We start from the raw sequence: 23,788 nt of genomic DNA on the forward strand, positions 1-23,788 counted from the left end.
GGCGGGATGCGCGGCACGGGATTTCTGGCCATCTGGAGCGACGTCGAGGCTCACGACCTGACCGACTACCGGCACTGGCTGACGCGTGAGCACACGACCGAGCGCGTGACGACGAGGGGCTTCCTGGCATCGCGTGTCTTCCGCGTGGCAAGGGACGACATCAACCGCTTCTTCATTCTGTATGAGCTGGAGACGCCGGAGGTCCTCGACGGCGAGGCCTATCTGGCGCGCCTCAACGCACCGACGCCGTGGTCACAGCGCATCATGCCGAAGCTCGGCAATTTCATGCGCGGCGGCGGCGTCATGATCGCGCGGGGAGGGCGAGGCGAGGGCGCCTCGGTCGTGGCGCTCCGGATCGAGACATTGCCGAAAGATCCTCGGGGTCTGGCTCAGGCGCTTGTTGGGTGCGACGGGGTTGCCGCCGTGCAGATCGGCGCGACCGACGAGGCGCGGACGTCGGTGCGGACGACCGAGAAGGGCATGCGGAAGAACGAGGGCTTTTTCGCCGGGCTGTTGCTGATCGAGGCGCTCGACGTCGCGTCGTTGCGGGCTGCCTTGCAGCGGGCGAGCGAGCTTGCGCCCGACGCCATGACCGGGGCGAGCGAGCCGGAAGTTTATCAAAGCATGTTTGCGCTCGACGCCCGTATCGCGGATTTCGGCTGATGACGTTCTCGCTCGCCGCGTTGACCGTGCTCGAGCTTGCGCCGCCCGAGATGATCGAATTGGCGGCGCATTGCGGCTACGAAAAAGTCGGGCTCAGGCTGTTGCCTGCCACGCTTGGCGGTGTTGCCTATCGCCTGATGGACGATGCCCCGCTCCTGCGGGAGACGCTCCTGCGGTTGGGGTTGACGGGGGTGACTGTCGCCGATCTCGAGGTCGTTGCGTTCAGACCGGAAACCGAGATGGCCTCGTTTACGCCCTTCTTCGAGGTAGGTGCGCGGCTCGGCGCCAAACACATCCTCGTCGCGGCCTATGATCCGGATCTGGCGCGGTTTTCGGATCGCTACCAGCAATTTTGTGAGGCGGCAGCAAGCTACGGCCTCACCTCCGACCTCGAATTCATGCCCTGGACGAGCGTTCCAGACCTGAAGACCGCGATCCGGATCGTCGGCGACGTCGAACGTCCCGGAGCCGGCATTCTGGTCGATGCACTGCATTTCGATCGGTCGCAAAGTTCGCTTGCGGACCTCCGCGCCATCCCGGCGCAACGCTTTCACTACTGGCAATTATGCGATGGCCCCGCCGAACGCCCATCGACCACTGAGCAGCTCATCCATGCCGCTCGCGAGGAGCGGATGTTTCCGGGCGAGGGCGGAATAGACTTGATGGGGCTTGCAAGCGCGATGCCGCATGACCTGACCATCAGCATCGAGGTTCCGACCGTTCAACTGGCAAAGAGCGTCGACGCCGCGTCGCGAGCACGCCGGGCGTTGGCGGCGGGCAAAGCCGTCGTGGAGCGGGCGCGCAGCCAGAGGTGAGAATTCGGGACGGAAGGGTAGTTCGGGATGCCGCAAGCCGATCGCTCCTGGGACGTCGAGACCGATCTCCTGGTCGTCGGGGCGGGTGCCGCCGGCATGACGACATCGCTGGTGGCTGCCCTTGAGGGGCTCGACGTGATCCTTTGCGAGAAGTCGGACACGGTCGGCGGTACGACTGCGACCTCCGCCGGCACCATCTGGATTCCGGGCAATCGGCAGGGACTGCTTGCAGGGATGTCAGACTCCACCGAGGCGGCGCGGGTCTATCTTGAAGCATTGCTCGGCGAACACGCCGCGGACCCGCGCGTGGATGCATTTCTCAAGGTGGGTCCTCTCATGCTTGATTATCTCGGGCAGAGGACGAGCGTACGGTTTGCGGCGCCACCGGTACATCCCGACTACAAGAATCTTCCTGGGGCAGCGATCGGTGGTCGTGCTCTCGGCGCCGTTCCGTTCGACGGCCGCAAGCTTGGCAAGGACTTCGAGCGCATTAGGCCCCCGCGGCGAGAGTTCATGGTCCTCGGCGGCATGATGGTCGGGAAGGCGGACATTCCGGCGTTGCTGGCGCCATTCCGCAACTGGACGAACTTCAGGCATGTCGTTGGCCTTCTCGGTCGGCATTTGCTCGATCGACTTCGCTACAACCGCGGAACACGTCTGATCATGGGCAACGCTCTCGTCGCGAGGCTGTTTGACAGTCTCCGTCGTTCCGGCGTGGATCTGCGATATGAGACCAAGCTCACTGAGCTCATCCGTAGCGGCGACGCAGTCGTCGGGGCCGTTTTGTCATCGTCCTCAGGAGCATTGGCAATACGTGCCCGCAAAGGCGTGGTGCTGGCAACGGGAGGCATCGGCTGGAGCCGCGAACTCCGCGAAAGGTTTTTCCCCGAGGCCGCGCACCGATTTTCACTCGCGCCTTCGTGCAATACCGGGGACGGCCTGCTCGCGGCCGAACGCGTCGACGCGGTCATCGAGCGCGATTTCGACAGCCCCGCCTTGTGGATGCCGAGTTCGGTCATGACGCAAGCGGACGGCCACGTCTCGGTATTCCCGCACATTATGCTGGATCGTGCCAAGCCGGGACTGCTTGCGGTGAACAAGTCAGGCCGCCGTTTCGTCAATGAAGCCGACTCCTATCACGACTTCGTGGAAGCGATGTTGCGATCGGACTCCTCTTCCGTATTGGCTACGCCGGCTTTCCTGATTTGCGATCGCGCCTTTATCGGCGACTATGGCATTGGTCTCGTTCATCCCGGGACGAGGGATTTGGATAAATTTCTGAAGGCTAAATATCTGCTGGCAGGCGAAACGATCGAAGCACTGGCCGAAAACATCGGCGTCGATGGCGGCGAGCTTGCTCAAACGATCGAGCGATACAATCGCTATGCCGAGAGCGGTGTGGACGAAGAGTTCGGCCGCGGTTCAAGCGAGTTGAACCGGTTCAATGGTGATCCCCGGACCATGCCAAACCCGTGCCTGCGGCGGGTCGGTCCCGGGCCATACTATGCCGTCGCAGTATGGCCGACGGATCTCGCTAGCAGCGCCGGCTTGTGCACGGATTCAACCGCCCGCGTCTTGTCTAGCCGTGGGACGGCCATACCCGGACTCTACGCCGTCGGTACTGATTCATCCTCCATCTTTCGAGGCACTTATCCGGGTCCGGGCACGATGATCGGGCCTGCGATGGTATTCGGATGGTGCGCGGCAATGCACGCCGCGGGGGCTTCAGCTCAGGAAGAAGGCAACTGAAAGCCGGTCGTTCGCTGCGCCGAGCTAGGAACTCTTGCGCACCATCGAGGCTTGACTCAGCGGGCCAGCGTCGCCGCCGATTTGCTGGCCTGCACGGCCCCGCCTCCAAGCCCCCATACCCCCCAGGGTGGGGCCGTGTCTCTTCACAGGAGATGCAATGCCGGAGCCGACCGATCACGACATCAGAGAACGCGCGCACCGCTTATGGGAACAGGCGGGCAAACCGGAAGGCCGCGAGCAAGAGTTCTGGCACGCGGCCGAGCAGGAGTTGCGCAACGAGGACAAGTCGAACCCCATGCGGACGCCGGATACGCTGTGACCAACAAGAGCTGCCCATTCTGCCGCGGTCTGGGATGGGTCTGCGAAAACCATCCGCTCCGGGCCTGGAGCGACCAATTGGGTGGCTGCCGGTGCGGTGAGGGCATGCCCTGCACCTGCAACGCGACGGAAGATCCCGAAACAAGGGCGGTGATCGTCGAAGCGGACACGACGTGGCATTGAAGGCGGAACAGAGTCTTCCAGCAGGAATTGAGGTTGTGAGCAGCACGGGCTGCGACGCAGGCCCGTGCCTACGGCGGGGTTTGCGGTGGACGAGCGGCAAAAGATAGAGCACCAGATCGAACTCGCAACGCGAGCGGCAGCCCTTGTCAAAGACGAAACCACTGTCCAGCGATTCAGGACGTTCGCCGAGGAGCTGAAGCAAAAGCTCCTTCGCATGATGCGGCGCGGCAAGGTGCGAGCGCGTGCGTACGAGCTCTGGGAGCAAGCCGGTCGTCCGGCCGATCGGGACGTGGAGTTCTGGGTCGAAGCGGAACGGCAGATCGAAGAAGAGCGCGATCAGCGGAGGCTCTCGGATCCCTCAGACAAACGATAGAGAGCGAAGCGATAGGACGAAACGATACACAAAGAAAAAACCGCCGAGTTCTTCACCCTGGCGGTTTCAAAAGTCCGTAGCTGTTGGTCGCCTCTCCAGCCTCGTGCGTACCGCCGTTACCTTGTTTGCGGCCATGCAAGTTCATTCTAGGCCAAGGCGCTCGATTCTGCTGTGACCTGAAGCACACATTGGAAGGACGATGTCGGGAAGCTTGGGAGGGCAGCGACTTTGATAGACCTGCTCCGTCATCGTCCTACGCGCCGGCCGCGACGCCCAGGCGGCCTATGCCTGGAAGCTTCAGCGCGGGGCGGCGGATGTCGAGGCCGAGCACCGCGCCGAGGAAATTGATCTCGACCCCTTCGACCCAGCCGACGGTCATGCCGAGATAGCCGGACAGCGAGGCGTAGAGCCCGGTGCCGGACGCCGTGATGCCGGCCCAGCGTCCGCTGTAGGGAAAGTCCTTGCCGATGGCGGTCGGCGGCAGCACAGCGCGCAGCTCGGGAACGGCGTCCAGCGCCGCCTGCACGAAGGTGTTGGAATTCGGTCCCGGCCAGGCGCTGTAGTCGCCATAGGTGCGGAACTTGTAGTTCTCGATGACGGCACGGATCTTCGGAATCAGCGCTTCGGCCCGCGCGCCGTCGACGGCGACGACCGTTTCCGGGAGGGCGCCGAACCAGCGGCCGTCGGGCGCAAAGCCGTTGCTGCGAACAGGGTCGCCCCAGGCCGTGTAGTCGTATCGGCTATAGGTCGCGGCGCCCTTCTCCTTGACGACGATCCAGGTGTGGACAGCAAAGATACTGCGCCAGCGCACCGTGCGCGCGGCGAACACACGGATCAGCGCGTCCGGATTGGCGGATGCCGGCGGCAGCAGGCCGGCGCTGGAGCGATCCGCTGTCTGCCAGTTGCCGCGGCCGTCGCCGCGCAAATAATAGCGGCCGGCCGACATGGCGATCGGCAGGAAGATCAGCAGCAGGAACAGAATCAAGGATTTCCTCAAGGGCAAACGGCGGTCAGGCGGGACGATGCCACCAATATAGTTCGCAAGGCACGCCGCGCCAGCGCTCTCCTGCTCTTGCATTCGGGTGGTGCGGCCATATGTTGCGTCCATGAGGAAGTTGTCGCTCGTCGAGGACCAGGCCATCCAGGCGCGAATCGCGTACATCGCGGGCGCCGAGATTTTCGATCGCCTGTTCGCCGGCATCCGGTTCGACGAAATCGACGGCAATCTGCTGTTTGCCATTGCCAGCGACGAAGACTGCGCGGCCGAGATCGAGGACGAGTTCTCGCACCAGCTCGCCGTGGTCGCAACGCAGATCCTCGCGCAGAGCGTGGACGTGGTCGTGGTGCTGCCGAAGGTCCTACAATAAATAGCTTGCTGCCCGGCAGCCTTCTGCCCGTTAAGGCCGCTTGCCTTCGCCCTCTGTCTCTGCTTTCCAACGCAATTGCAAAATTGTAATGACGTCATTGGGCGCTCAGGCCCGAGGCGCGTTATCGACGGAGCTCGACGGGAGGGCTCGTCGTCGCTCGCCTCTATTTGCGAAACAAAGTTGGATACACATTGGCGCCCACCAGGAAAGCCCGGGCCACGACCGGCGCGATAAAGACAAAAAGCAAGAGCTCAACAAGCAAAGGCTCGATAAGCAAGAGCGCGAAAAGCAAGAGTTCGAAAAGTACCAGCTCGACAAGCAAGCGCGCGGACAAGAGCGCCTCGCGCTCCGCGGTCGCCTCCTCATCGCCGCTCGGCATGCTGGCGCTGCATCTGCTCGAGCAGTGGGAGAAGTCCGGCCGCGACGGCCTCGTCTTCCTCTGCGACGACGAGAGCAGGGCGGAGCGACTGGGCGGTGTGATCCACGCCCTCGATCCCTCGGTCGATGTGCTGGTGTTTCCGCGCCTGAACACGCTGCCCTTCGACGGCCTCGAGCCATCCCGCGAGATCGCGGGCCGGCGCAGCTCGGTGCTTCGGCGTCTCGCCAAGGCAAAGAAGCCCGTCTTCCTGGTCTCCACCGCGGAAGCCATCATGGAACGGTTGCCGCTGCCGGCGAGCTGGTCGCGGTCGAGCCTCACGCTGAAGGTGGGCGCGCCCTATTCCGGGCCCGATCTGGAGACGCGGCTGGAAGCGCTCGGCTACGACCTCGACGAAGAGGCGGAGTATCCGGGCGGCGTCCTGTTCCACGGCAAGACGTTCGAAGTGTTTCCCGCCGGCGCGCTCGCTCCCTTCCGGATCGAGCATTCCGGAGACACGATCCGCAAGATCGTCGCGGTCGATCCGATCGAGCACGAGGTCGTCTACGAGACCGCCGAATTGATCATCGATCCCATGTCCGAGCGGATCGCGCTGGGGGCTACGCGCGGACAGCGGGCGACGCTGCCTGATTATTGCAGCCGCGCGCGATGGATCGCGGATGCCGGGGTGTCGACACACGCCGAGAGTTGGCTGGGCACGATCGAGGACGCCGCCGGCCGCAGGGATGCGGAGCGCGAGTATCTGGGGCAGGCGGACTGGAAGCAGCTGAAGAGGCGCATCAGCGTGCTGCCGCGCAAGGCCGCCTTCGTCTCGACGCCTGAGTTCTCGAAGCTGGCATCGCCGCGCAAGGCGCTTCGCGCCTTCGTCGACGACATGCAGCGCGGCGGATCGCGGCTGCTGTTCGTCGCCGCCGTGGAGGATGACCTTCGCGCGATGGAGCGCATGAGCGGCATCAAGGCGGAGCGCCTGGCCGATTGGAGCGAGGTGGCGAAGGCACGGAGCCGCGAAGGCGCGCTGCTGGCCGATTTCGACGCGGGGTTCATTGGCGCCGGCCGCAAGCCGCTTGTCGTCGTGACCGCGTCCGACGTGCTCGGCAGCCGGGCCCATCATCCCCAGCCGATGGCGCGAGCCTGGAACCCGGCGTTCGATCATCCTGATGTGCCCGAAAAGGGCGCCGCCATCGTCCATCTGCAACGCGGGCTAGCCGTGCTCGATGGCTTACAGACCCTCGACATGGGCAAGGGATCGCGACGCGAGATGATCAGGCTCAAATTCGCGGGCGAGAATGCTGTGCTCGTACCGCCGTCCGATCTCGCCGTGATCTGGCCCTATGCCGGCGAGCCCGGCAAGCTGACGCTGGACAAGGCGGACGGCAGCAGCTGGTGGGCGCGGCGTACCGAGGCGGAAGCCGAAATCCAGGTCGCCGCCAAGGCACTCGCCAAACACATCAGCCAGCGCCTCCGCCGTCGCGCACCCAAACTGGTGCCGCCGGGGCCGGCTTACGAAAAATTCGTCGCGCGGTTCCCCTATTTCACGACAGTGGACCAGGGCCAGGCGATTCAAGACGTCCTCGACGATCTTGCGGTGGGCCATCCTATGGACAGGGTGATCTGCGGTGACGTTGGCTTCGGCAAGACCGAGGTCGCGCTGCGGGCGGCGGCCGCGGTGGCGCTGTCGGGCAAGCAGGTGGCGATCGCGGCGCCGACGACCGTGCTGGCGCGGCAGCATGTCGAAACCTTCCGCAAGCGGTTCGGCCCCCTCGGGATCGAGGTGGGAAGCCTGTCGCGGGCCAGTTCAGGCCCGGAGACGCGAGAGACCAAGGAGGGGCTGCGGCGCGGCACGCTGAAAGTTGTGGTCGGCACGCAGGCGCTTGTGGCAAAGGACGTGAAGTTCGCCGATCTCGGCCTCGTTATCATCGACGAAGAGCAGCATTTCGGCGCGGCGGAGAAGGGGAAGCTTTCAGGCCTCGCCAAGGGCGCCCATTCGCTGTGGATGAGCGCCACGCCGATCCCGCGCACGCTCGCGGCGGGTCTTGCCGGCTTCAGGGATCTCAGTGTGATCGCCTCGCCCCCGGTTCATCGCCTTCCCATCGTGACCAGGATCGCGCCGCTGTCCGACGCTGCCATCGCCGCGGCGCTGCTCCGCGAGCGCAGGCGGCACGGTCAGAGCTTCCTGATCTGCCCGCGCATCCAGGATCTGGAGCCGATGTTGGCCCGTGTGCAATCGGTGGCACCGGAGCTGCGCATCGTCTGTCTTCACGGCAGACTGCCCGTGGACGAGATCGACGACCGGATGATGAGCTTCGTCGATGGCGAGGCGGATGTGCTACTGGCGACCAATATCGTGGAAAGCGGTCTCGATATTCCGCGCGCGAATACCATCGTGGTGTGCTGGCCCGAAAAGTTCGGACTTGCGCAGCTGCATCAGCTCAGGGGGCGGGTGGGACGCGGCGGCACGCGCGCGTTTGCTCATCTGCTGACGGAATCGACCTCGGAGCAGTCCGAGAAGCGTCTGGCGGTGCTGGAGGAGTTCAGCAAGCCGGGGGCCGGCTTTGCGATCAGCGAGCGCGACCTCGACCTCAGGGGCGCCGGCGATCTGTTCTCGGAACAGCAGTCCGGGCACGTCCAGGTGTTCGGACCGGTGCTCTACAGTCATCTGCTGAAGCGGGCGTCCGAGCGAGGCAGCGATACCGGCGCCGATCTGTGGGTGCCCGATCTCAATATGCCGTTGGCCGACATGCTGCCTGAAGGTTACGTGCAATCGGAAGCGGTCCGGCTCGAGATCTATGGCCGCGCTGCCAGGTGCCGAAACGACGACGATCTGGAAGATCTGGAGGAGGAGATCTCGCGTCGGTTCGGCAGGCTGCCGCCGGAGGCCCGCGACTTCTTTGCATCCGCCAGGCTCCGGATCGATTGCAAGCGGCGCGGCATCGTCAGGCTCGATGTCGGGCCCGAGGCCGTCGCCGCGACGTTCCTGCCGGGGCGACTGCGGAAATCGAGGGCGAAGTCGCAGGCGGGAGCGCTACAACGCGACGGCGACCGCGTCGTCTACGCCGGTCGCCGTGATCAGGACCCGTTCAGGCGCGTCGAGGAATTCCTCGAACTCCTCGACGCCTGAGGATCATTCGGTCTGCTCGACTGCCGCGGGCATTTTCGCCACCGACATCAGCGAGCGGGCCACCTGGTTGAGGAGCTGATCGGCGTTCTCCTCCTCGGCGAGCGATTTCGACAGCAGGGCGACGACGGCACTGTGGCGAAGTTGCTGGGCGAGGTTGCGTGCCGTGGTGTAGCCGGCGATCTCGTAGTGCTCGACGCGCTGCGCCGCGCCGATCAGAGCAAGGTCGGCCGCCGCGTCCTCCTTGTCCTCGCCCTCGGCCATGATCTCCTGGCCCTCCTCGACGAGGCCCATCATGCCCTTGCAGGGCTTGGCGCGGGCGGATTTGCCGAGCATTTCGAAGCACTCGTTGATGCGCTCGACCTGCGCTTCGGTCTCTGCGAGGTGCTGCTCGAACAGCTCGCGCAACTGGTCGAAGCGAGCGGCCTCCGCCATCTTGGGAAGCGCCTTGGTCAATTGCTTCTCGGCATGCAGGATATCGCGCAGCTCGTTGATGAGCAGATCGCCGAGACCCGCTTCGTCCGCCGGCGGCGAGCTCTCCGTGACGATGGCTGTAGCCGGACCCGGTTCGCCCGCCTGGATCGCCGGCGACTCCGTGAAGACCCAGTCGCCGCCCTCGTTCCACGGCCCACGGGTGTCGATCTCGCCATGATCGCCGGCGCCGGTGGAATCGTTGAAGAATTGATCCACGAGGCCCGGCGTCGGAGCGATGCGGCCGATGCTGAACGCAGGCTTTTCCATGCTCTCGAGCGCCAGCGCGAACGCTTTCATGTGCGTGATCTCGCGCGTCATCAGGAACTGCAGCGCGTCCTTGCTGCCGGCGTCGTCGCAAAAATTGATCAGCCGCTCATAGACAATCTTGGCCCGTGCTTCTGCGGCGATGTTGCTGCGCAGATCGACGTCGAGCTCGCCGGTGATCTTCAGATAGTCGGCGGTCCAGGCATTTCCCTGCGAGTTGAACAGATTGACCCCGCCGCCGCCGGCGATGGCGATGAGGGGATCGGCTTCGGCCGCCTGGCGGTCGAACTTCGAGGGCTTGAGATGCATCCGCGCCAGCGTGCCGACCACTTCCAGATGGCTGAGCTCTTCGGTGCCGATGTCCATCAGCAGGTCCTTGCGATCGGGGTCCTCGCAGTTCAACCCCTGGATCGAGTACTGCATCGCGGCAGCGAGCTCGCCATTGGCGCCGCCGAACTGCTCCAGCAGCATGTTGCCGAAGCGGGGATCCGGCTCGTCGACGCGAACGGTGAACATCAACTTTTTGACGTGGTGATACATGGAGGGACTCTCGGATTGGAAGGACAGGAAAAGAAGGTGTCTTCCGAACGGGCGGCTTCAGCGTTCGTTCCTCGCGAAACGACCTGCGCCGATGATATCAGGCGCAGGTCGTTCGAAGTCGATCGGCAGGATTGTGGACGTATTCGTTTAGCGCTGGTCCGGACGCTTGGCGGGCGGCCCACTCTTGTTGCCTGGTGCGCCCTTAATATTCGACGGGTCCTGCGATTGCACGGCGGTGTTGCCAGTGGAGCTTGTCGAACTCGATCCGACGGTTTCACCGGGCTTGGCGGCCGGACCGTTCTTGTTGCCGGGCTGTCCGGCAATGCCGGCACCCGAATTCTGCGCACTCGGCGCGGACGAAACGTCAGGCTTGCTGGCCTGCGCCCAGGCTGCTCCAGGCAGCGCGAGAGCGGCGAGGATAACGGCACCTGTGAACTTCATCTCGGTGTTCTCCGACTGATGCCCCATCTACTCGAACGCCGGTAACCTGCGTGCGTTCCCTGTCGTCATCAACTCGACAGCGTCGGCACCGTGTCACGCCGAACTATCCCGGCAACGGCGCCTCCACGACGTCCAGCAGCGCGCCGAGGCCCTGTCGCAAACGGCGCGTGGCGATGCTCTCGGTGGCGAGACCGAACACCACGAGGGATCGCCCGGTCATCGCATAAACGTGCCCGAAGTCGAACGCGGGCATCTGCCCTTCCGGTTGATTGGTGTCGATCAACCCGACCCAGCTGCGTCCCTCGGCGACGGCAGGCAAGGTGAAATTGACGACGTCGTGATGGGCGTTGTAGATCAGCAGCATGGTTGCGTCCGAGCCGCGGCGCTTGATCCCGGTCTCCTGGGCGCGGCCGTCGAGCAGCAAAGCAAAACATTTGGCGTTGCCGTCCTGCCACTGCTCGGTTGTCATTTCCTCTCCGGACGGCGCAAGCCACGTCACGTCCTTGACGTCCAGCTCTTCGTTGTGGGAGCCGACCAGAAAGCGGCTGCGGTAGAGAATCGGAAATGCCTTGCGCGTGGCGATCAGCTTGCGCGTGAATTCGCGAAGGCTGCGGCCGTTCGCGGTGATGCCCATCCAGTCGAGCCATGTGGTCTCGTTGTCCTGGGCGTACGCGTTGTTGTTGCCGTGCTGGGTGTGTCCAAATTCGTCGCCGGCAAGCAGCATGGGCGTGCCGTGAGACAACAGCATGGTTGCCAGCAAATTGCGCTTCTGGCGCTCGCGCAGCGCAATGATGTCCGGATCGTCCGTCGGTCCCTCGGCGCCGCAGTTCCAGGAATGATTGTTGCTGTGGCCGTCGCGATTGTCCTCGCCATTGGCTTCGTTGTGCTTGTCGTTGTACGAAACGAGATCATTGAGATTGAAACCGTCATGGGCGGTGACGAAGTTGACGCTGGCCCACGGCCGGCGGCCGCGCTTGTTAAAGAGATCGCCGGATCCAGACACGCGCTTGGCGAAGTCCGCGATCGATCCTTCGTCGCCCTTCCAGAAAGCGCGCACGGTGTCTCTGAATTTGTCGTTCCACTCCGCCCATCCCGGCGGAAACTGACCGACCTGATAGCCGCCCGGACCGATGTCCCAGGGCTCGGCGATCAGCTTGACGCTGGAGAGCACGGGGTCCTGGCGACAGGCATCGAGGAAGCCGCCGCCTTCGTCGAACCCGTAGGGCTCGCGCGCCAGAATGGTGGCGAGGTCGAACCGGAAGCCGTCAACCCGCATCTCGGTCGCCCAGTAGCGCAGGGAATCGGCGACCAGTTGCAGCACGCGGGGGTGCGACAGGTTCACAGTATTCCCGGTACCGGTATCGTTGATGTAGTAGCGCTGCTTGTCCGGCAGCAGGCGGTAATAGCTGGCGTTGTCGATGCCCTTGAACGACAGGGTCGGGCCGAGCTCGTTTCCTTCAGCGGTATGATTGTAGACGACGTCGAGGATCACCTCGATGCCATGGGCGTGGAACTGGTTGACCATGGCTTTGAATTCGTTCGCGAACGGCGTCTTGAGGTAACGCGGCTCCGGCGCGAAGAAGGCGAGGGAGTTGTAGCCCCAGTAATTGCGCAGGCCTTTCTCGACCAGGTAGCTGTCGTCGACGAAGGCGTGGATCGGCAACAATTCTGCACTGGTGATGCCGAGCGATCGCAAATAGGCCGGGACCTCCGAATGCGCGAGACCGGAGAACGTGCCGCGGTCTGCGTCGGGCACCAGCGGATGCAGCTGCGTAAAACCCTTGACGTGCATCTCGTAGACGATCGTCCGCTCCCACGGCACTTCCGGCTTGCGCGCGGCGCCCCAGGTGAAGGCGGGGTCGATGACGCGGCATTTCTGCATCAAGGGCGCGCTGTCGCGTTCGTCGTAGGAGAGATCCTTGTCGGCATGGTCGAGCTGGTAGCCGAACAGCTCCGGTCCCCAGCGCAACCGGCCGACCAGCTGCTTGGCGTAGGGATCGAGCACGAGCTTGTTGGGATTGAAGCGGTGTCCCGCGTCGGGTTCGTACGGGCCGTGAACGCGGTAGCCATAGACGGTGCCGGGACGGGCGGCGGGCAAATAGCCATGCCAGACTTCGTCGGTATATTCCGGGAGTTCGATCCGCTCCAATTCGGTCTCGCCGTCGTCGTCGAACAGGCAGAGCTCGACCTTGGTGGCATGGGCCGAAAACAGCGCGAAATTGACGCCGAGCCCGTCCCAGGTGGCGCCGAGCGGAAACGGCTTGCCCTCGCTGATCCGGGAGCGGCGCAGGCTGGAGGCCGCTCGCGTCAGGGCGTCATCCGAATGTACTTGTTGATCCATCGTTCCCCCCGAACAGCCCCTCAAGAATTTGGTGCAGTTGCCGTCACTTCCGCGTCGCTTGCTCGCCGACGGTCGCCGAAGCGATCACGGCGACAGGAGGCACATCGTCCGGCTTGGGCAGCGTGGTTGCCCTTTGCAGCGCCGCCTCCTTGCTGATGGCCGCAATCGAGTTGCCGGTCCGCTCGACGATGCTGGTCAGCTCCGCGTCGGACAGTCCGAGACGCTTTCTGACGAGGCGCACCTGGGTACGGTCGGCCAGGTCGAGCTTGTTGCGGATCGGTTGTGGCTTCGAGCGGCGCATGGCGAAAACTCCTGTGTAGAGCTGCAACCGCCCCCCAAGTGATTCCGTTCCCTGCTTGCCTTGCAGTTGCGCGTCTAGATCGAAGATTTGTAGATCGCCGCGTACGATTTGGCCGACTGGGTCCAACTGAAGGCCTGTGCCATGGCCGCGCGCCGCATGTGATCGAGGCGATCCTTCATGCCGAAGGTGGAAAAGGCCCGGCAAAGGCTTCCAAGGAAGCCGGGGGCTGACGCGCGGTCGAACAGGAAGCCCGTTTCGCCATCCACGATCGTCTCGGCGAGGCCGCCGGTACGATGGCCGATTGGCAGCGAACCGAAGCGCTGGGCGTACATCTGGCTCAGCCCGCAGGGTTCGAAGCGCGACGGCATCAGGGTAAAGTCGCTGCCGGCGAAGATCTTTCGTGCCTCGGCGTCGTCGAAGCCGATCTTCACGGCGATCGAGCGCGGCGCGCGCACTTGCGCCTGCAGCAGCGCTTCCTCGAACCGCGTTTCGCCCTTGCCTGTCACGACAATCTGGCCGCCCGCATCGACGATCGCTTGCGCACTCTCGATCACGAGGTCGACGCCCTTCTGGTGCACCAGGCGCGCCACGAGCGCGAACAGGGGACCTCTTGAGACCGCCAGTCCGAACTGCTCCCTGACGTCGTCGGCGTTCAACGACCGTTCGGTCCAGTCCCCGGCGCCGAACGGCTGGAACAGCGAGGGGCAGGTGCGCGGATCCCAGCTCTCGTCGATCCCGTTCAAGATGCCGGAAAGCTGGTTGCGATCGGCCCGTTGCCGCAACAGCCCTTCGAGACCGCAGCCGAACTCGGCAGTGGTGATCTCGCGGGCATAGGTCTGGCTGACGGTCGTCAGGTGGGAAGCGTAGACCAGGCCGGCCTTGATGAAGGACAGACGATTGTAGAATTCCACGCCGTCGATGTTGAAGCTCGCCTCGGGAATGCCCAGCGGCGCGAGCGAGCTGCGGTCGAAGACGCCTTGATAGGCGAGATTGTGGATCGTGAACACAGTTGGAATGTGCGCGTACTGCCATTCCAGATAACCGGGGATCAGGGCACATTGCCAGTCATTGGCATGGACGAGATCGGCGGCCCAATCCTTGTCGACCAATCCTCTCGCGACCTGCGCTGCGGCATAAGAGAAGGTCGCGAACCGGACATTGTTGTCGCCCCAATCGGCCCCGCGGCCATCGGCATAGGGGGTGCCGTCTCGTTCGTACAGCGCCGGGCACCAGACGACGTAATAGGTCATGCCGTCGGCGGTATGCCCGAGATCGATCGCGAAGGCCGGAAGGGCCGCGAATGGCTGGCACCAACCGACGGTCGTAAGGTCTTGTAACCCGCGCAGGACAGCCGGATAGCCGGGGATGATGACGCGGACGTCGGCAAAATCGCGCAAGGCGCGCGGGAGAGCCGCCGAGACGGCGGCGAGTCCGCCCACTTGAATGAAGTCTGATACTTCAGGCGTCGCGAAAAGGATCCGCATGCGCTAGGCCCCCCGGCCCAAGGGACAACACCGGCCTCTGCCAACCATCTTCGCAATTCCAATTGCGCTTCCCCAACGGAGCGCAAATCCTGAATTCCGCACCGCAACAAACGTTCCTAACTTTCGCCACCGATCAGACTTTTTTCGTCCTCAGTCCAAAAGTGCACATAGAGCGTGTGCGCCGGGTGCGACGCTCGCCTGAGGAACGAATGCCTGCATCTCGGCTTCTTTCGTCCTGAGCATGCTTAAGCGATCGTAAAATCGAGCCTCGCGAAGCGTGTCGTCACTTCCAGCCATGCACGTAAAGGCGCCAGGTTTGAGTCACAGATTGGGAATGGCCGGGCAGGCGCGACACCACGGTCCTCGATGCCTCGATCACGGGGTCTGCTTCAATCTCTGGGCGCCGACGGCGCGCTCGGTCGAATTGCTCGAAGCCGGCCAGCCGCCCCACCGGATGACGCGAGACGACGACGGCTGGTACCAATGGTTGAGCCCCACCGCGCGTGTCGGCACGCGCTATCAGTTCAGGATCAACGAAGATGTGGTCGTTCCCGACCCCGCCTCGTTCTTCCAGCCCGACGACGTCGGGGCGCCGAGCGAGGTGGTCGACACCGCGGCGTTTCGGGATCCGGTGCTCTATCCCGGCCGCCCCTGGGCGGAGGCCGTGATCTACGAGCTGCATGTCGGCACCTTCAGCGAGGAAGGCAGCTATGCCGGCGTCGAGAAGAAGCTGCCCTATCTGCGCGATCTCGGCATCACCGCGATCGAGCTAATGCCGCTCAATGACGTCCCCGGCCGGCACAATTGGGGCTATGACGGCGTGCTGCTGAATGCGCCAAATGCACGCTACGGCAGGCCGGAAGACCTCAAGCGGCTGTTACGCGCGGCGCATGCCCTCGACATCATGGTCTATCTCGATGTCGTCTATAACCATTTCGGGCCGCAGCTGAACTATCTGCACCTCTATGCAGAGAGCTTCTTCACCGCGCGCCACAGCACCGGCTGGGGGCCTGCGGTCAACCTCGAGGGACACGACGGCGCGTTCGTGCGCGAGTTCCTGATCGAGAACGCGTTGATGTGGCTGTGCGACTATGGCTTCGACGGCTTGCGGCTCGACGCGGTCCATGCCCTGAAGGACGATTCCGAACGCCATTTCCTGATCGAGCTTGCCGAGACGGTTCGCAGTCAGCTGCCGGGCCGGCGCGTGCATCTGATGCTGGAGAACGAGGCCAATCAGGCCCACCTGCTCAACCGAGCGCAAGGGCGAACCCGGCTCTATGATGCGCAATGGGGCGATGATTTTCACAACGCGCTCCACGTGCTGTTGACGGGCGAGGACGAAGGCTATTATCGCGCCTTCGCAGACAAGCCGCTTGAACATCTCGCGCGAGCGCTCACCGAGGGCTTTGCCTACCAGGGCGAAGTCTTTCCGCTGCATGACGCACCGCGCGGAGAGCCGAGCGCCCATCTGCCGCCCGAGGCCACCATCTTCTTCGCCCAGAACCACGACCAGATCGGCAACCGCGCTTTGGGGGAGCGGCTTTCAAGGCTGGTCGGTCCGGAGAAACTGGATCAGGCCATGGCACTGGTTCTCTTGAACCCGCATATTCCGATGTTGTTCATGGGTGAGGAAGCCGCGGCCGAGACGCCGTTCCTGTTCTTCGCGGATTGGTCGGGCGAAGCGGCCGAGCTGACGCGGGAAGGGCGGCGCAAGGAGTTTTCTCACTTCAAGGCGTTCTCGACGCCTGACATGCGCGCCAGGATTCCGGATCCGTGCGATGAAAAGACCTTCGAGGCATCGAAGCTCGACTGGACCGGCATCGACCGTTCTCCCGCCAGCGCCAGGTTTCGCGGCCTGACAGCCCAATTGCTGAAGATACGGCGCGAGAAGATCGTGCCGCTGATCAAACGGGGTTTCGTGTCGGCTGATTGCAAGTTGCTGGGGGAGGACCAGCGCAAGGGTGGCCTGGATGCCCGTTGGCGGACGGAGAAGGGAGACATCTTGCAGATTGTTACCAATTTCGCTGACCGCGAACTGCCGATGCCGCCGCTGGTTGCGGGAGAGAGCCTATGGCGGTTGGGCGCCGGCGACGCGCCAGCCCTATTGCCGAACGACATCATCGTGCGGCTTGGCCAGGAGGCGTGATGGAACGGCGAGGAACGCTTCCGAAAGCTTTCCGTTAGCGGAGCAAATCTCTGGAGCCGCTTCATGACCGAATATCCAAAGCCGCCTTATCCTCCGCAACAGCAACCGATGCCCGGTTCAACCCGCGCGATGAATCCGCGACCGGATCACGGCGAGGAGAGTTATAAAGGCGCCGGGCGCCTGGCCGGAAAGAAAGCGATTATCACCGGAGGCGACAGCGGCATTGGCCGCGCGGTCGCGATCGCCTACGCCCGGGAAGGTGCGGACATTGTCGTCGCCTATTTGAACGAGGACGAGGATGCCGCCGAGGTCAAGGCGCTGGTGGAGCGCGAGGGACGCAAGGTCGTCCTGATCCCCGGTGACATCCGCAATCCCGATCATTGCCGCGCGATCGTCGCCCGCACCGTCGAGGCCTTCGGCGCAATAGACATCCTCGTCAATAACGCGGCCCATCAGGACACGTTCAAGGAGATCGCTGATATCAGCGACGAGGAATGGCAGCGGACGTTCGAGACCAACATCCACGCCATGTTTTATCTCACCAAGGCTGCGGTGCCCCACATGCGCCCGGGAGCGGCGATCATCAACACCGCGTCGGTGAACTCCGACATGCCGAATCCGACCCTGCTCGCCTATGCCACGACCAAGGGCGCCATTCAGAATTTCACCGGCGGGCTCGCCCAGATGCTGGCGGCGAAGGGCATTCGGGTCAATGCGGTCGCCCCGGGGCCGATCTGGACGCCGCTGATTCCGTCGACCATGCCGGAGGACAAGGTCAAGAATTTTGGCAAGCAGGTGCCGATGCAGCGGGCCGGCCAGCCGGCCGAGCTCGCGACCGCCTATGTCATGCTGGCCGATCCGCTCTCGAGCTACACATCGGGAGCGACCCTGGCGGTCACCGGCGGGAAGCCGTTCATCTGACCGAACGTGCATCTGACCGAACGTGCAACGAGAACGTGGCAGCCCCGCGAGCGGGGCCGCCACATCCAGTACTTCACCAGCACGTCTTAACTGGCACGTCTCGATCAAGCGGCGCTGGACGCCTTGGCATTGACGCCCTTGCGAAGCGCCACGGTGTTCAGCTTTGTGTTGGCGGCCTTCTCTTCGTTCAGGTTCGTCGTGAGGAAGCGCACGATGTCGTCGTGCCCGAGTTCCTCCGCCCATGCGATCAGCGTGCCGTAGCGGCACATCTCATAATGCTCGACGGCCTGTGCGTTGGCCACAATCGCGGCGTCGAGCACAGCCTTGTCCTCGATCTCGCCGGCGGTCTCGTCGGCCTCCTTGATGATGCCGTCGATGGCAGGACAGTGCGTTCCGCTGGGCTCCTTGCCGAGCTTCGCGAACACCTTGCCGAGCTGTCGACTTGCTTGTTGGTCTCTTCCAGATGAGCTTTCAGCCCGGCGACGAGGTCTTTGTTCGTCGCCTTGTCGATCATCTTCGGCAGCGCCTTGAGGATCTGCTGTTCCGCGTAATAGATATCCTGCAGGCCGTGCAGCAGCAGGTCTTCCATCGATTTGATGTCCTTGGTGAAGAATCCCATAAATGATGTCTCCTTTCACAATGATGGAACTGGAACGCCGCAAAGCCGCAGCTGTTCCATCCCCGGACCAGATCAGGAGAGCCCAATGAGCGATGGAGTGGATCATCTTGCGGGCCTGCTCGGACGAGCGGCGATGGACGTGTGGGGCGACATGCCGCGCGACATCCAGGAAGCGCTGTTCGAGACTGCCATGAAGGGACGCGCCGCGGAACGGGAAGAGCTTGCGCGGCTGCTGCACGAGAGGCATCCCCGTACGCTTCATCCGGCGCGGCCGGGCTGAGTCGCGGCAGGAACGATCGGGCAAGAAGCCGATTTGTAAAATGTGCATGCGCGGCGAACGGGATTCGACGAAGCCCGCGAGCCGTAGCTCCGCCCAGGATCAAATCGGTGGGTCGATCGGCGTGACTGAAATGATGATCGGAAAATGGTACGACCCGATCTCCCAGAGATGGATCGTGCCGCGCGAGGCGCGCCCGGTGGCGGGCTATTCGCAGTCGAACCCGGAGAAAGGGCCAGAAACCCGCGCATCGGGCGATGCGGAGCGGATCTGGGACCTGTTGGTCGATTGCTGCGCGCGCGGGTGATGTCCGAGCCGCACCATCATTCGCTCTGCTGTCGGCAAATCAAAGAGTGATGACATAGATCGTGAAGGCAATGATGAGTGCCAGACTCACGACGGCGGTGCCGATCAATATCTTGCCCATGGCGCGTCCGTGCTGTCTCACGGCGTCAATGAAAGAGCCGTCATTTTCGTTCCGGACCGGCAGCTGAAGGCAGCTCGAACTGGTCACATGTGAACAAAGGGCGTCGGCACCAAATGGTTTGAACTATATCATTTGATACAGACACGGCTGCGCTCGCTCTTATCATTGGCCGTCCAGAAAGGCACCGCATGGTGCCATGACATGGAGACCCGATCGTGCTCAGGCGGCATCGCGTTCAGCAAACCACCACCCTTCAAGAGCGGCTTGCGGAGTTCACCAGGACCATCCGTGAGAAGGCCGAGTCGTTGCCCGACGGCAAGGAGAGGGATGAGCTGATGAAACGGCTGAGAAGCGCCGACACGGCGTCAAACCTCGACCGCCAATTCGCGGGCAGGGATTGAGCTGGTGGTCTGCCGAGACGGAGATCGAGCGTTCAGCCTCTCCGGCGTCAGCTGCGGTACCAACCCGCCAGATTCCAGGTCGTAACGTCCCATCCCGACATGTCCACCATGAGGTTGTTGACCCCTGCGTTGACGATGTTGCGGGATAGAAGCGGCAGGAACACGTTAGCCTCGCAAAAGGTTTCGTCGACCTTGATCAGCAGCGCGGCGCGCTTGACCGGATCAAGCTCGTTCTGTGCGGCCTTGTAGGCCTTGTCGGCCTCGGGATCAGACCAGCGCGAGACGTTGCGGCCGAGCCATTTGTTGTCCTTGTTGGAGATCTCCCAGGAGACGCACTGGTTCAGGAAGCGCTCCGGGTCGGGCTGCGGCTGCGTGGTGTTGTACATCTCCATATCGGCATAGAATTTCGAGTAGGTGTCGGGGTTGCCGACGTCGGACGAGAAGAACACCGATGCCGTGACCGCCTTGATTTCGATCTCGATGCCGGCCTTCTGGCAAGCCTGCTTGATGATCGCCTGCGTCTTCTGACGCGGCGCATTGGTCGAGGTCTGGAAGACGAATTTGAGCTTCTTGCCGTCCTTCTCGCGGATGCCGTCCGCGCCCTTTGCCCAGCCGGCTTCATCGAGGACCTTGTTGGCCTTGTCGATGTCGAACTCGTATTTCAGCTTGGTCGACTTGAACTGTTTGGGTGCGTTGACGAAGCTCGCCGTGGCGATGCCGCCGCGCCCGTAGATGAACTTCTGGATCGACTCGCGGTCGATCAATAGGTTCATCGCGCGGCGAACGGCGGGATCGGACAGCGTCGGGTGCTTGGTCTTGGGGCTGGAGCGCTCGCCGTCCACCTCGGTCCACGGGTCCGTCGTGTTGAGGATGATGAACTCGACATTGCCTGAGGGCGTGACGTCGAGCTTGCCCTTGCCGCTGGCCTCCATGCGCTTGAGGACCTCCTCCTCCACCTGCATGTTCCAGGCATAGTCGTATTCGCCGGTCTGGAGCACGGCGCGCGCCGCGGACACCGCATCGCCGCCGCCCTTGATTTCGAGCGTGTCGAAATGCGGCTGGTTCTTGACGTGATAGTCGGGATTGCGTTCGGCCCGGATCAGGTCACCTGGTTTGAACTCGACGAATTTGTAGGGACCGGTGCCGACCGGCTTCAGATTGCCGGGCGCTTCGCGCGACTTCGCGCCGACATAGTCGCCGAAATGATGTTTCGGCAGGATCGGACCGACCGAACCGACGAACGGGTCGGCCCAGAACGGGGTAGGGGCCTTGAAGAGCACCTTGACGGTGTGGTCGTCGATCTTCTCGACCGTGATGTCCTTGTAGGAACCGGTGGTGTACGCCGCTGTGGCGAGATCAGAGGCGTATTGCCAGGTGAAGACGACGTCATCGGCGGTGAAGGGCTTGCCGTCGTGCCACCTCACGCCCTGCTTCAGTTTCCAGGTCACGCTCAGGCCGTCCGGGGAAAGGCCGCCGTTCTGCTTGGATGGGGCCTCGGCCGCGAGGCAGGGGACGAGATTGCCCTCCTTGTCCCAGCCGGCGAGCGGCTCGAAGAAGACGCGCGAGGCGATCTGATCCTTGGTGCCGAGCGCGAAATGCGGATTGAGCAGCGTCGGAGCCTGCCAGAGCAGGATCTTGAGCGGGCCGCCGCCCCCGGCCTTGGTCGGCTTGTAGGGCAGCGTGGCGTCCGCCATCGCCACGTCGTTCCAGACCAGGATCTGGCTCGCGACCGGCGCTGCGATCCCGATCGCAGCCATGGTCTGCATGAAGGAGCGTCGCGACAGCTTGCCCTGCTTCACCTCAGCGATGGACTTGCGGATTTCGTTCTCGTTCATCGGATGATCCCCACTTCACAGACAAGTCGTCACCGGCCAGGGCCCATCATGTTTCATCATGGGCGAGGCGGCAATGCCGACAGGGTCAGAAAACCCTGCGGCGAAATGACGAACGTGTGGGGGGAGGTTTGAAGCCCGGATGGAGCCGAGCGCAAACCAGGATAAGTCCTGCCGCGCAGGCGGCGTCCCGAGTCGCGCTTCGCTCCATCGGACTACGGGCAACGATCCGTGCCGTTTTGCCGTGATGCGCCTCACGCTTGCGCGGGTGCATTCGTTCCCCACATGCGATCGAACGGAGAAGTGTCGTCCGCGTCAGCCGGCCAATATGGATTTCCATTTCATTGATTTCGCCTCGCGGAGAAGCGAATACGGTTCCAATTATTGCCCGAGTCATGGAGACCAAGATGTCGTTCCGTTCCACCCTGATCCTCGCGATCGTGCTCGCCGCCTGGTCGGCCGCCGCTTCGGGCGAGACCATCAAGATCGGCGTGACGCCGGGGCCGCACGCCCAGATCTTCGAGGCCGTGAAGCCGATCGCGGCCAAGCAGGGTCTCGACATCAAGCTCATCGAATTCTCCGACTACGTCGTGCCGAACGCCGCGCTCGATGCGGGCGAAATCCACGCCAATTCGTTCCAGAACCAGCCTTATCTCGACAACCAGAAGGCCGACCGTGGCTACAAGATCGAAGCCGTCGGCCTGACCGTGAATTTCCCGATCGGTGTCTATTCCAAGAAGCACAAGGCCTTCGCCGATATCCCCGAGGGCGGCAAGGTCTCGATCCCGAACGATCCGACCAATGGCGGCCGCGTGCTGCTGCTCCTGCGCGACAAGGGCGTGATCAAGCTGAAGGACGGCACGGGCTTCAAGCCGACGGTGCTTGATATCACCGAGAATCCCAAGAAGCTGAAGTTCATCGAGGTCGATGCGGCGCAGGCGCCGCGCGCGCTCGACGATGTCGACGCTGCCGCGATCAACACCAATTATGCAACCCAGGCGGGCCTCGATCCCGTCAAGGATCCGATCCTGCGCGAGGACCCAAAGGGTCCCTACGTCAATCTCATCGCTATTCGCACAGTCGACAAGGACAAGCCCTGGGTCAAGATCCTGGTGGACAGCTACCACACGGCAGAGGTCAAGGAGTTTGTCCTGACCAAGTTCAAGGGCGCGGTGCTGCCGAGCTGGTAGGCAGTCTGCCTAGTCAAAGTCCAGCTCAGGGCGATCCCGGCGGCCAGCCTTGCGTACTAGCCCTGCGCAATGCCCGCTTGTCTGGAGCTGCGGCAACCGACATCATCGGGGCCCATCCTCGTCCGACAGGGGTCGTATGAAACGCTTAGCAAACCTGAAACGCCTGGGGTTTTTCACACGGCTTCTCGACGAGGCGCCGCCCGCCGACCGATATCGCTTCGCGGCCGAGCAGATCGTGCGCGCCGAGAAGGCGGGCCTCGATTCCGCGTGGATCGCGCAGCACCATTTCCACGAGCGCGAGGGCGGCCTGCCGTCGCCCTTCACCTTCCTCGGTTACGTCGCAGCCCAAACCTCGCGCATCCGGCTCGGCACCGGCATCGTCACCTTGCCGCTTGAGAATGCGGTGCGCGTGGCCGAGGACGCCGCGGTGCTCGATCTGCTCTGCAACGGTCGCTTCGAACTCGGTGTCGGCACCGGCGGCAATCCCTCGGCGTTTGCCGCGTTCGGCCTCGACAGCGCCCAGCGCAACGAGATCTTTGCGCGCAATCTGGAGGTCGTCCGCACGGCGCTGGTGGGCAAGCCGCTCGACGGTGGCGACACGCTCTATCCGCAGCGGCCGCAACTGGACGACAGGATCTGGCAGGCGACGTTCTCTGTGGCGGGCGGCGCGCGTGCCGGCAAGGCGGGCGATGGCCTGTTGCTGTCGCGCACTCAGCCCCGGACTAAGGAAGCGCCGAAGGCAACGCTGGCCGAGATTCAGAACCCGGTGATCGATGCCTATCTCGAAGCACTGCCGCCGGGACGCGAGCCCCGCATCATGGCTTCGCGCACCATCTTCGTCGCCGACGACCGCACTGAGGCGTTGCGCCTTGCCGATATCGGGCTGCGGCGCGCGCTGCCCCAATTCCTCAAGGGCGGCCACGCCAAGCCGGGCGAGACGCTGGAGGAGATGATCGCGGCCTTCGACACCCATGTCGGCGCGGCCGACGACGTCATCGCTTCGCTCCGCGCCGACGCCACGCTGGAGCGGGTGACCGATCTCGTCTTCCAGGCGCATTCCGTCGATGCCCCGCATCCCCATATCCTGCGCTCGATCGAGCTGGTCGCGGAGAAGGTCGCGCCAGCACTGGGCTGGGCGCGGACGGCGCCCGACGTGGCGCTGGCGGGATAG

At 63.5% G+C, this 23,788-nt stretch carries 22 protein-coding genes and 1 pseudogene; 14 read left to right on the forward strand and 9 right to left on the reverse strand.

Annotated features, from left to right (window positions below):
- Positions 1-6 precede the first annotated feature (6 nt).
- From ABIC03_RS19035 to ABIC03_RS19055, 5 genes are all read left to right on the forward strand, one after another.
- Positions 7-663 (forward strand): hypothetical protein, encoded by a 657-nt coding sequence (locus ABIC03_RS19035; protein ID WP_354060055.1) that lies wholly within the window; start codon positions 7-9, stop codon positions 661-663.
- A complete protein-coding gene (locus tag ABIC03_RS19040; RefSeq protein WP_354060057.1) occupies positions 663-1,478 on the forward strand; it encodes a sugar phosphate isomerase/epimerase family protein in 816 nt (271 codons plus the stop codon). Before ABIC03_RS19035 ends, ABIC03_RS19040 begins: the two co-directional genes overlap by 1 nt.
- A gap of 27 nt (positions 1,479-1,505) precedes the next feature.
- A complete protein-coding gene (locus ABIC03_RS19045) occupies positions 1,506-3,227 on the forward strand; it encodes an FAD-dependent oxidoreductase (protein WP_354060059.1) in 1,722 nt (573 codons plus the stop codon).
- A 157-nt stretch (positions 3,228-3,384) separates the two neighbouring features.
- Positions 3,385-3,546: a DUF2934 domain-containing protein gene (locus ABIC03_RS19050; protein WP_354060061.1), complete on the forward strand. Its 162-nt coding sequence runs from the start codon at positions 3,385-3,387 to the stop codon at positions 3,544-3,546.
- 267 nt (positions 3,547-3,813) lie between these two features.
- Positions 3,814-4,101: a DUF2934 domain-containing protein gene (locus ABIC03_RS19055; RefSeq protein ID WP_354060063.1), complete on the forward strand. Its 288-nt coding sequence runs from the start codon at positions 3,814-3,816 to the stop codon at positions 4,099-4,101.
- A gap of 253 nt (positions 4,102-4,354) precedes the next feature.
- Here ABIC03_RS19055 and ABIC03_RS19060 read toward each other — a convergent pair whose 3' ends face one another.
- On the reverse strand, positions 4,355-5,086 hold the full coding sequence (locus ABIC03_RS19060) for a DUF3750 domain-containing protein (protein ID WP_354060065.1): 732 nt from the start codon (positions 5,084-5,086) through the stop codon (positions 4,355-4,357).
- A 121-nt stretch (positions 5,087-5,207) separates the two neighbouring features.
- Between ABIC03_RS19060 and ABIC03_RS19065 the strand changes: the two genes are divergently transcribed.
- Entirely contained in the window at positions 5,208-5,468 is a 261-nt protein-coding gene (locus ABIC03_RS19065; RefSeq protein WP_007614033.1) for a hypothetical protein, read from the forward strand.
- 163 nt (positions 5,469-5,631) lie between these two features.
- On the opposite strand, the gene ABIC03_RS19070 is transcribed toward ABIC03_RS19065, so the two are convergent.
- A complete protein-coding gene (locus tag ABIC03_RS19070; protein WP_354060068.1) occupies positions 5,632-5,847 on the reverse strand; it encodes a hypothetical protein in 216 nt (71 codons plus the stop codon).
- Between ABIC03_RS19070 and ABIC03_RS19075 the strand changes: the two genes are divergently transcribed.
- Complete coding sequence (locus ABIC03_RS19075; protein ID WP_354060070.1) at positions 5,846-8,962, forward strand: DEAD/DEAH box helicase; 3,117 nt, start codon at positions 5,846-5,848, stop codon at positions 8,960-8,962. The two genes, ABIC03_RS19070 and ABIC03_RS19075, sit on opposite strands and share 2 nt — an antisense overlap.
- A gap of 3 nt (positions 8,963-8,965) precedes the next feature.
- On the opposite strand, the gene ABIC03_RS19080 is transcribed toward ABIC03_RS19075, so the two are convergent.
- The 5 genes from ABIC03_RS19080 to glgA all read right to left on the reverse strand — a co-directional run bounded on the left by ABIC03_RS19080 (position 8,966) and on the right by glgA (position 14,804).
- Positions 8,966-10,237, reverse strand: a complete 1,272-nt coding sequence (locus ABIC03_RS19080) for a DUF892 family protein (protein ID WP_354060072.1) — start codon at positions 10,235-10,237, stop codon at positions 8,966-8,968.
- A 147-nt stretch (positions 10,238-10,384) separates the two neighbouring features.
- Positions 10,385-10,678: a hypothetical protein gene (locus ABIC03_RS19085; protein ID WP_275169411.1), complete on the reverse strand. Its 294-nt coding sequence runs from the start codon at positions 10,676-10,678 to the stop codon at positions 10,385-10,387.
- Between the two features lie 103 nt (positions 10,679-10,781).
- A complete protein-coding gene (glgX, locus tag ABIC03_RS19090) occupies positions 10,782-13,019 on the reverse strand; it encodes a glycogen debranching protein GlgX (protein ID WP_354060074.1) in 2,238 nt (745 codons plus the stop codon).
- A gap of 43 nt (positions 13,020-13,062) precedes the next feature.
- Positions 13,063-13,320 carry a DUF3606 domain-containing protein gene (locus ABIC03_RS19095; RefSeq protein ID WP_275169409.1) on the reverse strand — a complete coding sequence of 86 codons (258 nt, stop codon included), beginning with the start codon at positions 13,318-13,320 and terminating at the stop codon, positions 13,063-13,065.
- Positions 13,321-13,394: 74 nt separating this feature from the next.
- Positions 13,395-14,804, reverse strand: a complete 1,410-nt coding sequence (gene glgA / locus ABIC03_RS19100) for a glycogen synthase GlgA (RefSeq protein ID WP_354060077.1) — start codon at positions 14,802-14,804, stop codon at positions 13,395-13,397.
- Between the two features lie 334 nt (positions 14,805-15,138).
- Between glgA and treZ the strand changes: the two genes are divergently transcribed.
- Together treZ and ABIC03_RS19110 are read left to right on the forward strand one after the other, a co-directional pair.
- A complete protein-coding gene (gene treZ / locus ABIC03_RS19105; RefSeq protein ID WP_502916934.1) occupies positions 15,139-16,950 on the forward strand; it encodes a malto-oligosyltrehalose trehalohydrolase in 1,812 nt (603 codons plus the stop codon).
- A 63-nt stretch (positions 16,951-17,013) separates the two neighbouring features.
- Positions 17,014-17,871: an SDR family oxidoreductase gene (locus ABIC03_RS19110; protein WP_354060081.1), complete on the forward strand. Its 858-nt coding sequence runs from the start codon at positions 17,014-17,016 to the stop codon at positions 17,869-17,871.
- 104 nt (positions 17,872-17,975) lie between these two features.
- Here the strand turns inward: ABIC03_RS19110 and ABIC03_RS19115 are convergent.
- Positions 17,976-18,427: pseudogene (locus ABIC03_RS19115) on the reverse strand (DUF892 family protein).
- Between the two features lie 148 nt (positions 18,428-18,575).
- Between ABIC03_RS19115 and ABIC03_RS19120 the strand changes: the two are divergent.
- The 3 genes from ABIC03_RS19120 to ABIC03_RS19130 all read left to right on the forward strand — a co-directional run bounded on the left by ABIC03_RS19120 (position 18,576) and on the right by ABIC03_RS19130 (position 19,595).
- On the forward strand, positions 18,576-18,770 hold the full coding sequence (locus tag ABIC03_RS19120) for a hypothetical protein (protein ID WP_275169405.1): 195 nt from the start codon (positions 18,576-18,578) through the stop codon (positions 18,768-18,770).
- 46 nt (positions 18,771-18,816) lie between these two features.
- Entirely contained in the window at positions 18,817-19,074 is a 258-nt protein-coding gene (locus tag ABIC03_RS19125; protein WP_354060084.1) for a hypothetical protein, read from the forward strand.
- Positions 19,075-19,409: 335 nt separating this feature from the next.
- Positions 19,410-19,595: a hypothetical protein gene (locus ABIC03_RS19130; protein WP_275169403.1), complete on the forward strand. Its 186-nt coding sequence runs from the start codon at positions 19,410-19,412 to the stop codon at positions 19,593-19,595.
- Between the two features lie 47 nt (positions 19,596-19,642).
- On the opposite strand, the gene ABIC03_RS19135 is transcribed toward ABIC03_RS19130, so the two are convergent.
- Entirely contained in the window at positions 19,643-21,430 is a 1,788-nt protein-coding gene (locus tag ABIC03_RS19135) for a peptide ABC transporter substrate-binding protein (protein WP_354060086.1), read from the reverse strand.
- A gap of 392 nt (positions 21,431-21,822) precedes the next feature.
- Between ABIC03_RS19135 and ABIC03_RS19140 the strand changes: the two genes are divergently transcribed.
- Both ABIC03_RS19140 and ABIC03_RS19145 read left to right on the forward strand, forming a co-directional pair.
- Positions 21,823-22,617 carry a MetQ/NlpA family ABC transporter substrate-binding protein gene (locus ABIC03_RS19140; RefSeq protein WP_354060088.1) on the forward strand — a complete coding sequence of 265 codons (795 nt, stop codon included), beginning with the start codon at positions 21,823-21,825 and terminating at the stop codon, positions 22,615-22,617.
- Between the two features lie 136 nt (positions 22,618-22,753).
- A complete protein-coding gene (locus tag ABIC03_RS19145; RefSeq protein WP_354060090.1) occupies positions 22,754-23,788 on the forward strand; it encodes a putative FMN-dependent luciferase-like monooxygenase in 1,035 nt (344 codons plus the stop codon).

It is taken from the genome of Bradyrhizobium sp. RT6a, assembly GCF_040547675.1.
Taxonomy (GTDB): Bacteria; Pseudomonadota; Alphaproteobacteria; order Rhizobiales; family Xanthobacteraceae; genus Bradyrhizobium.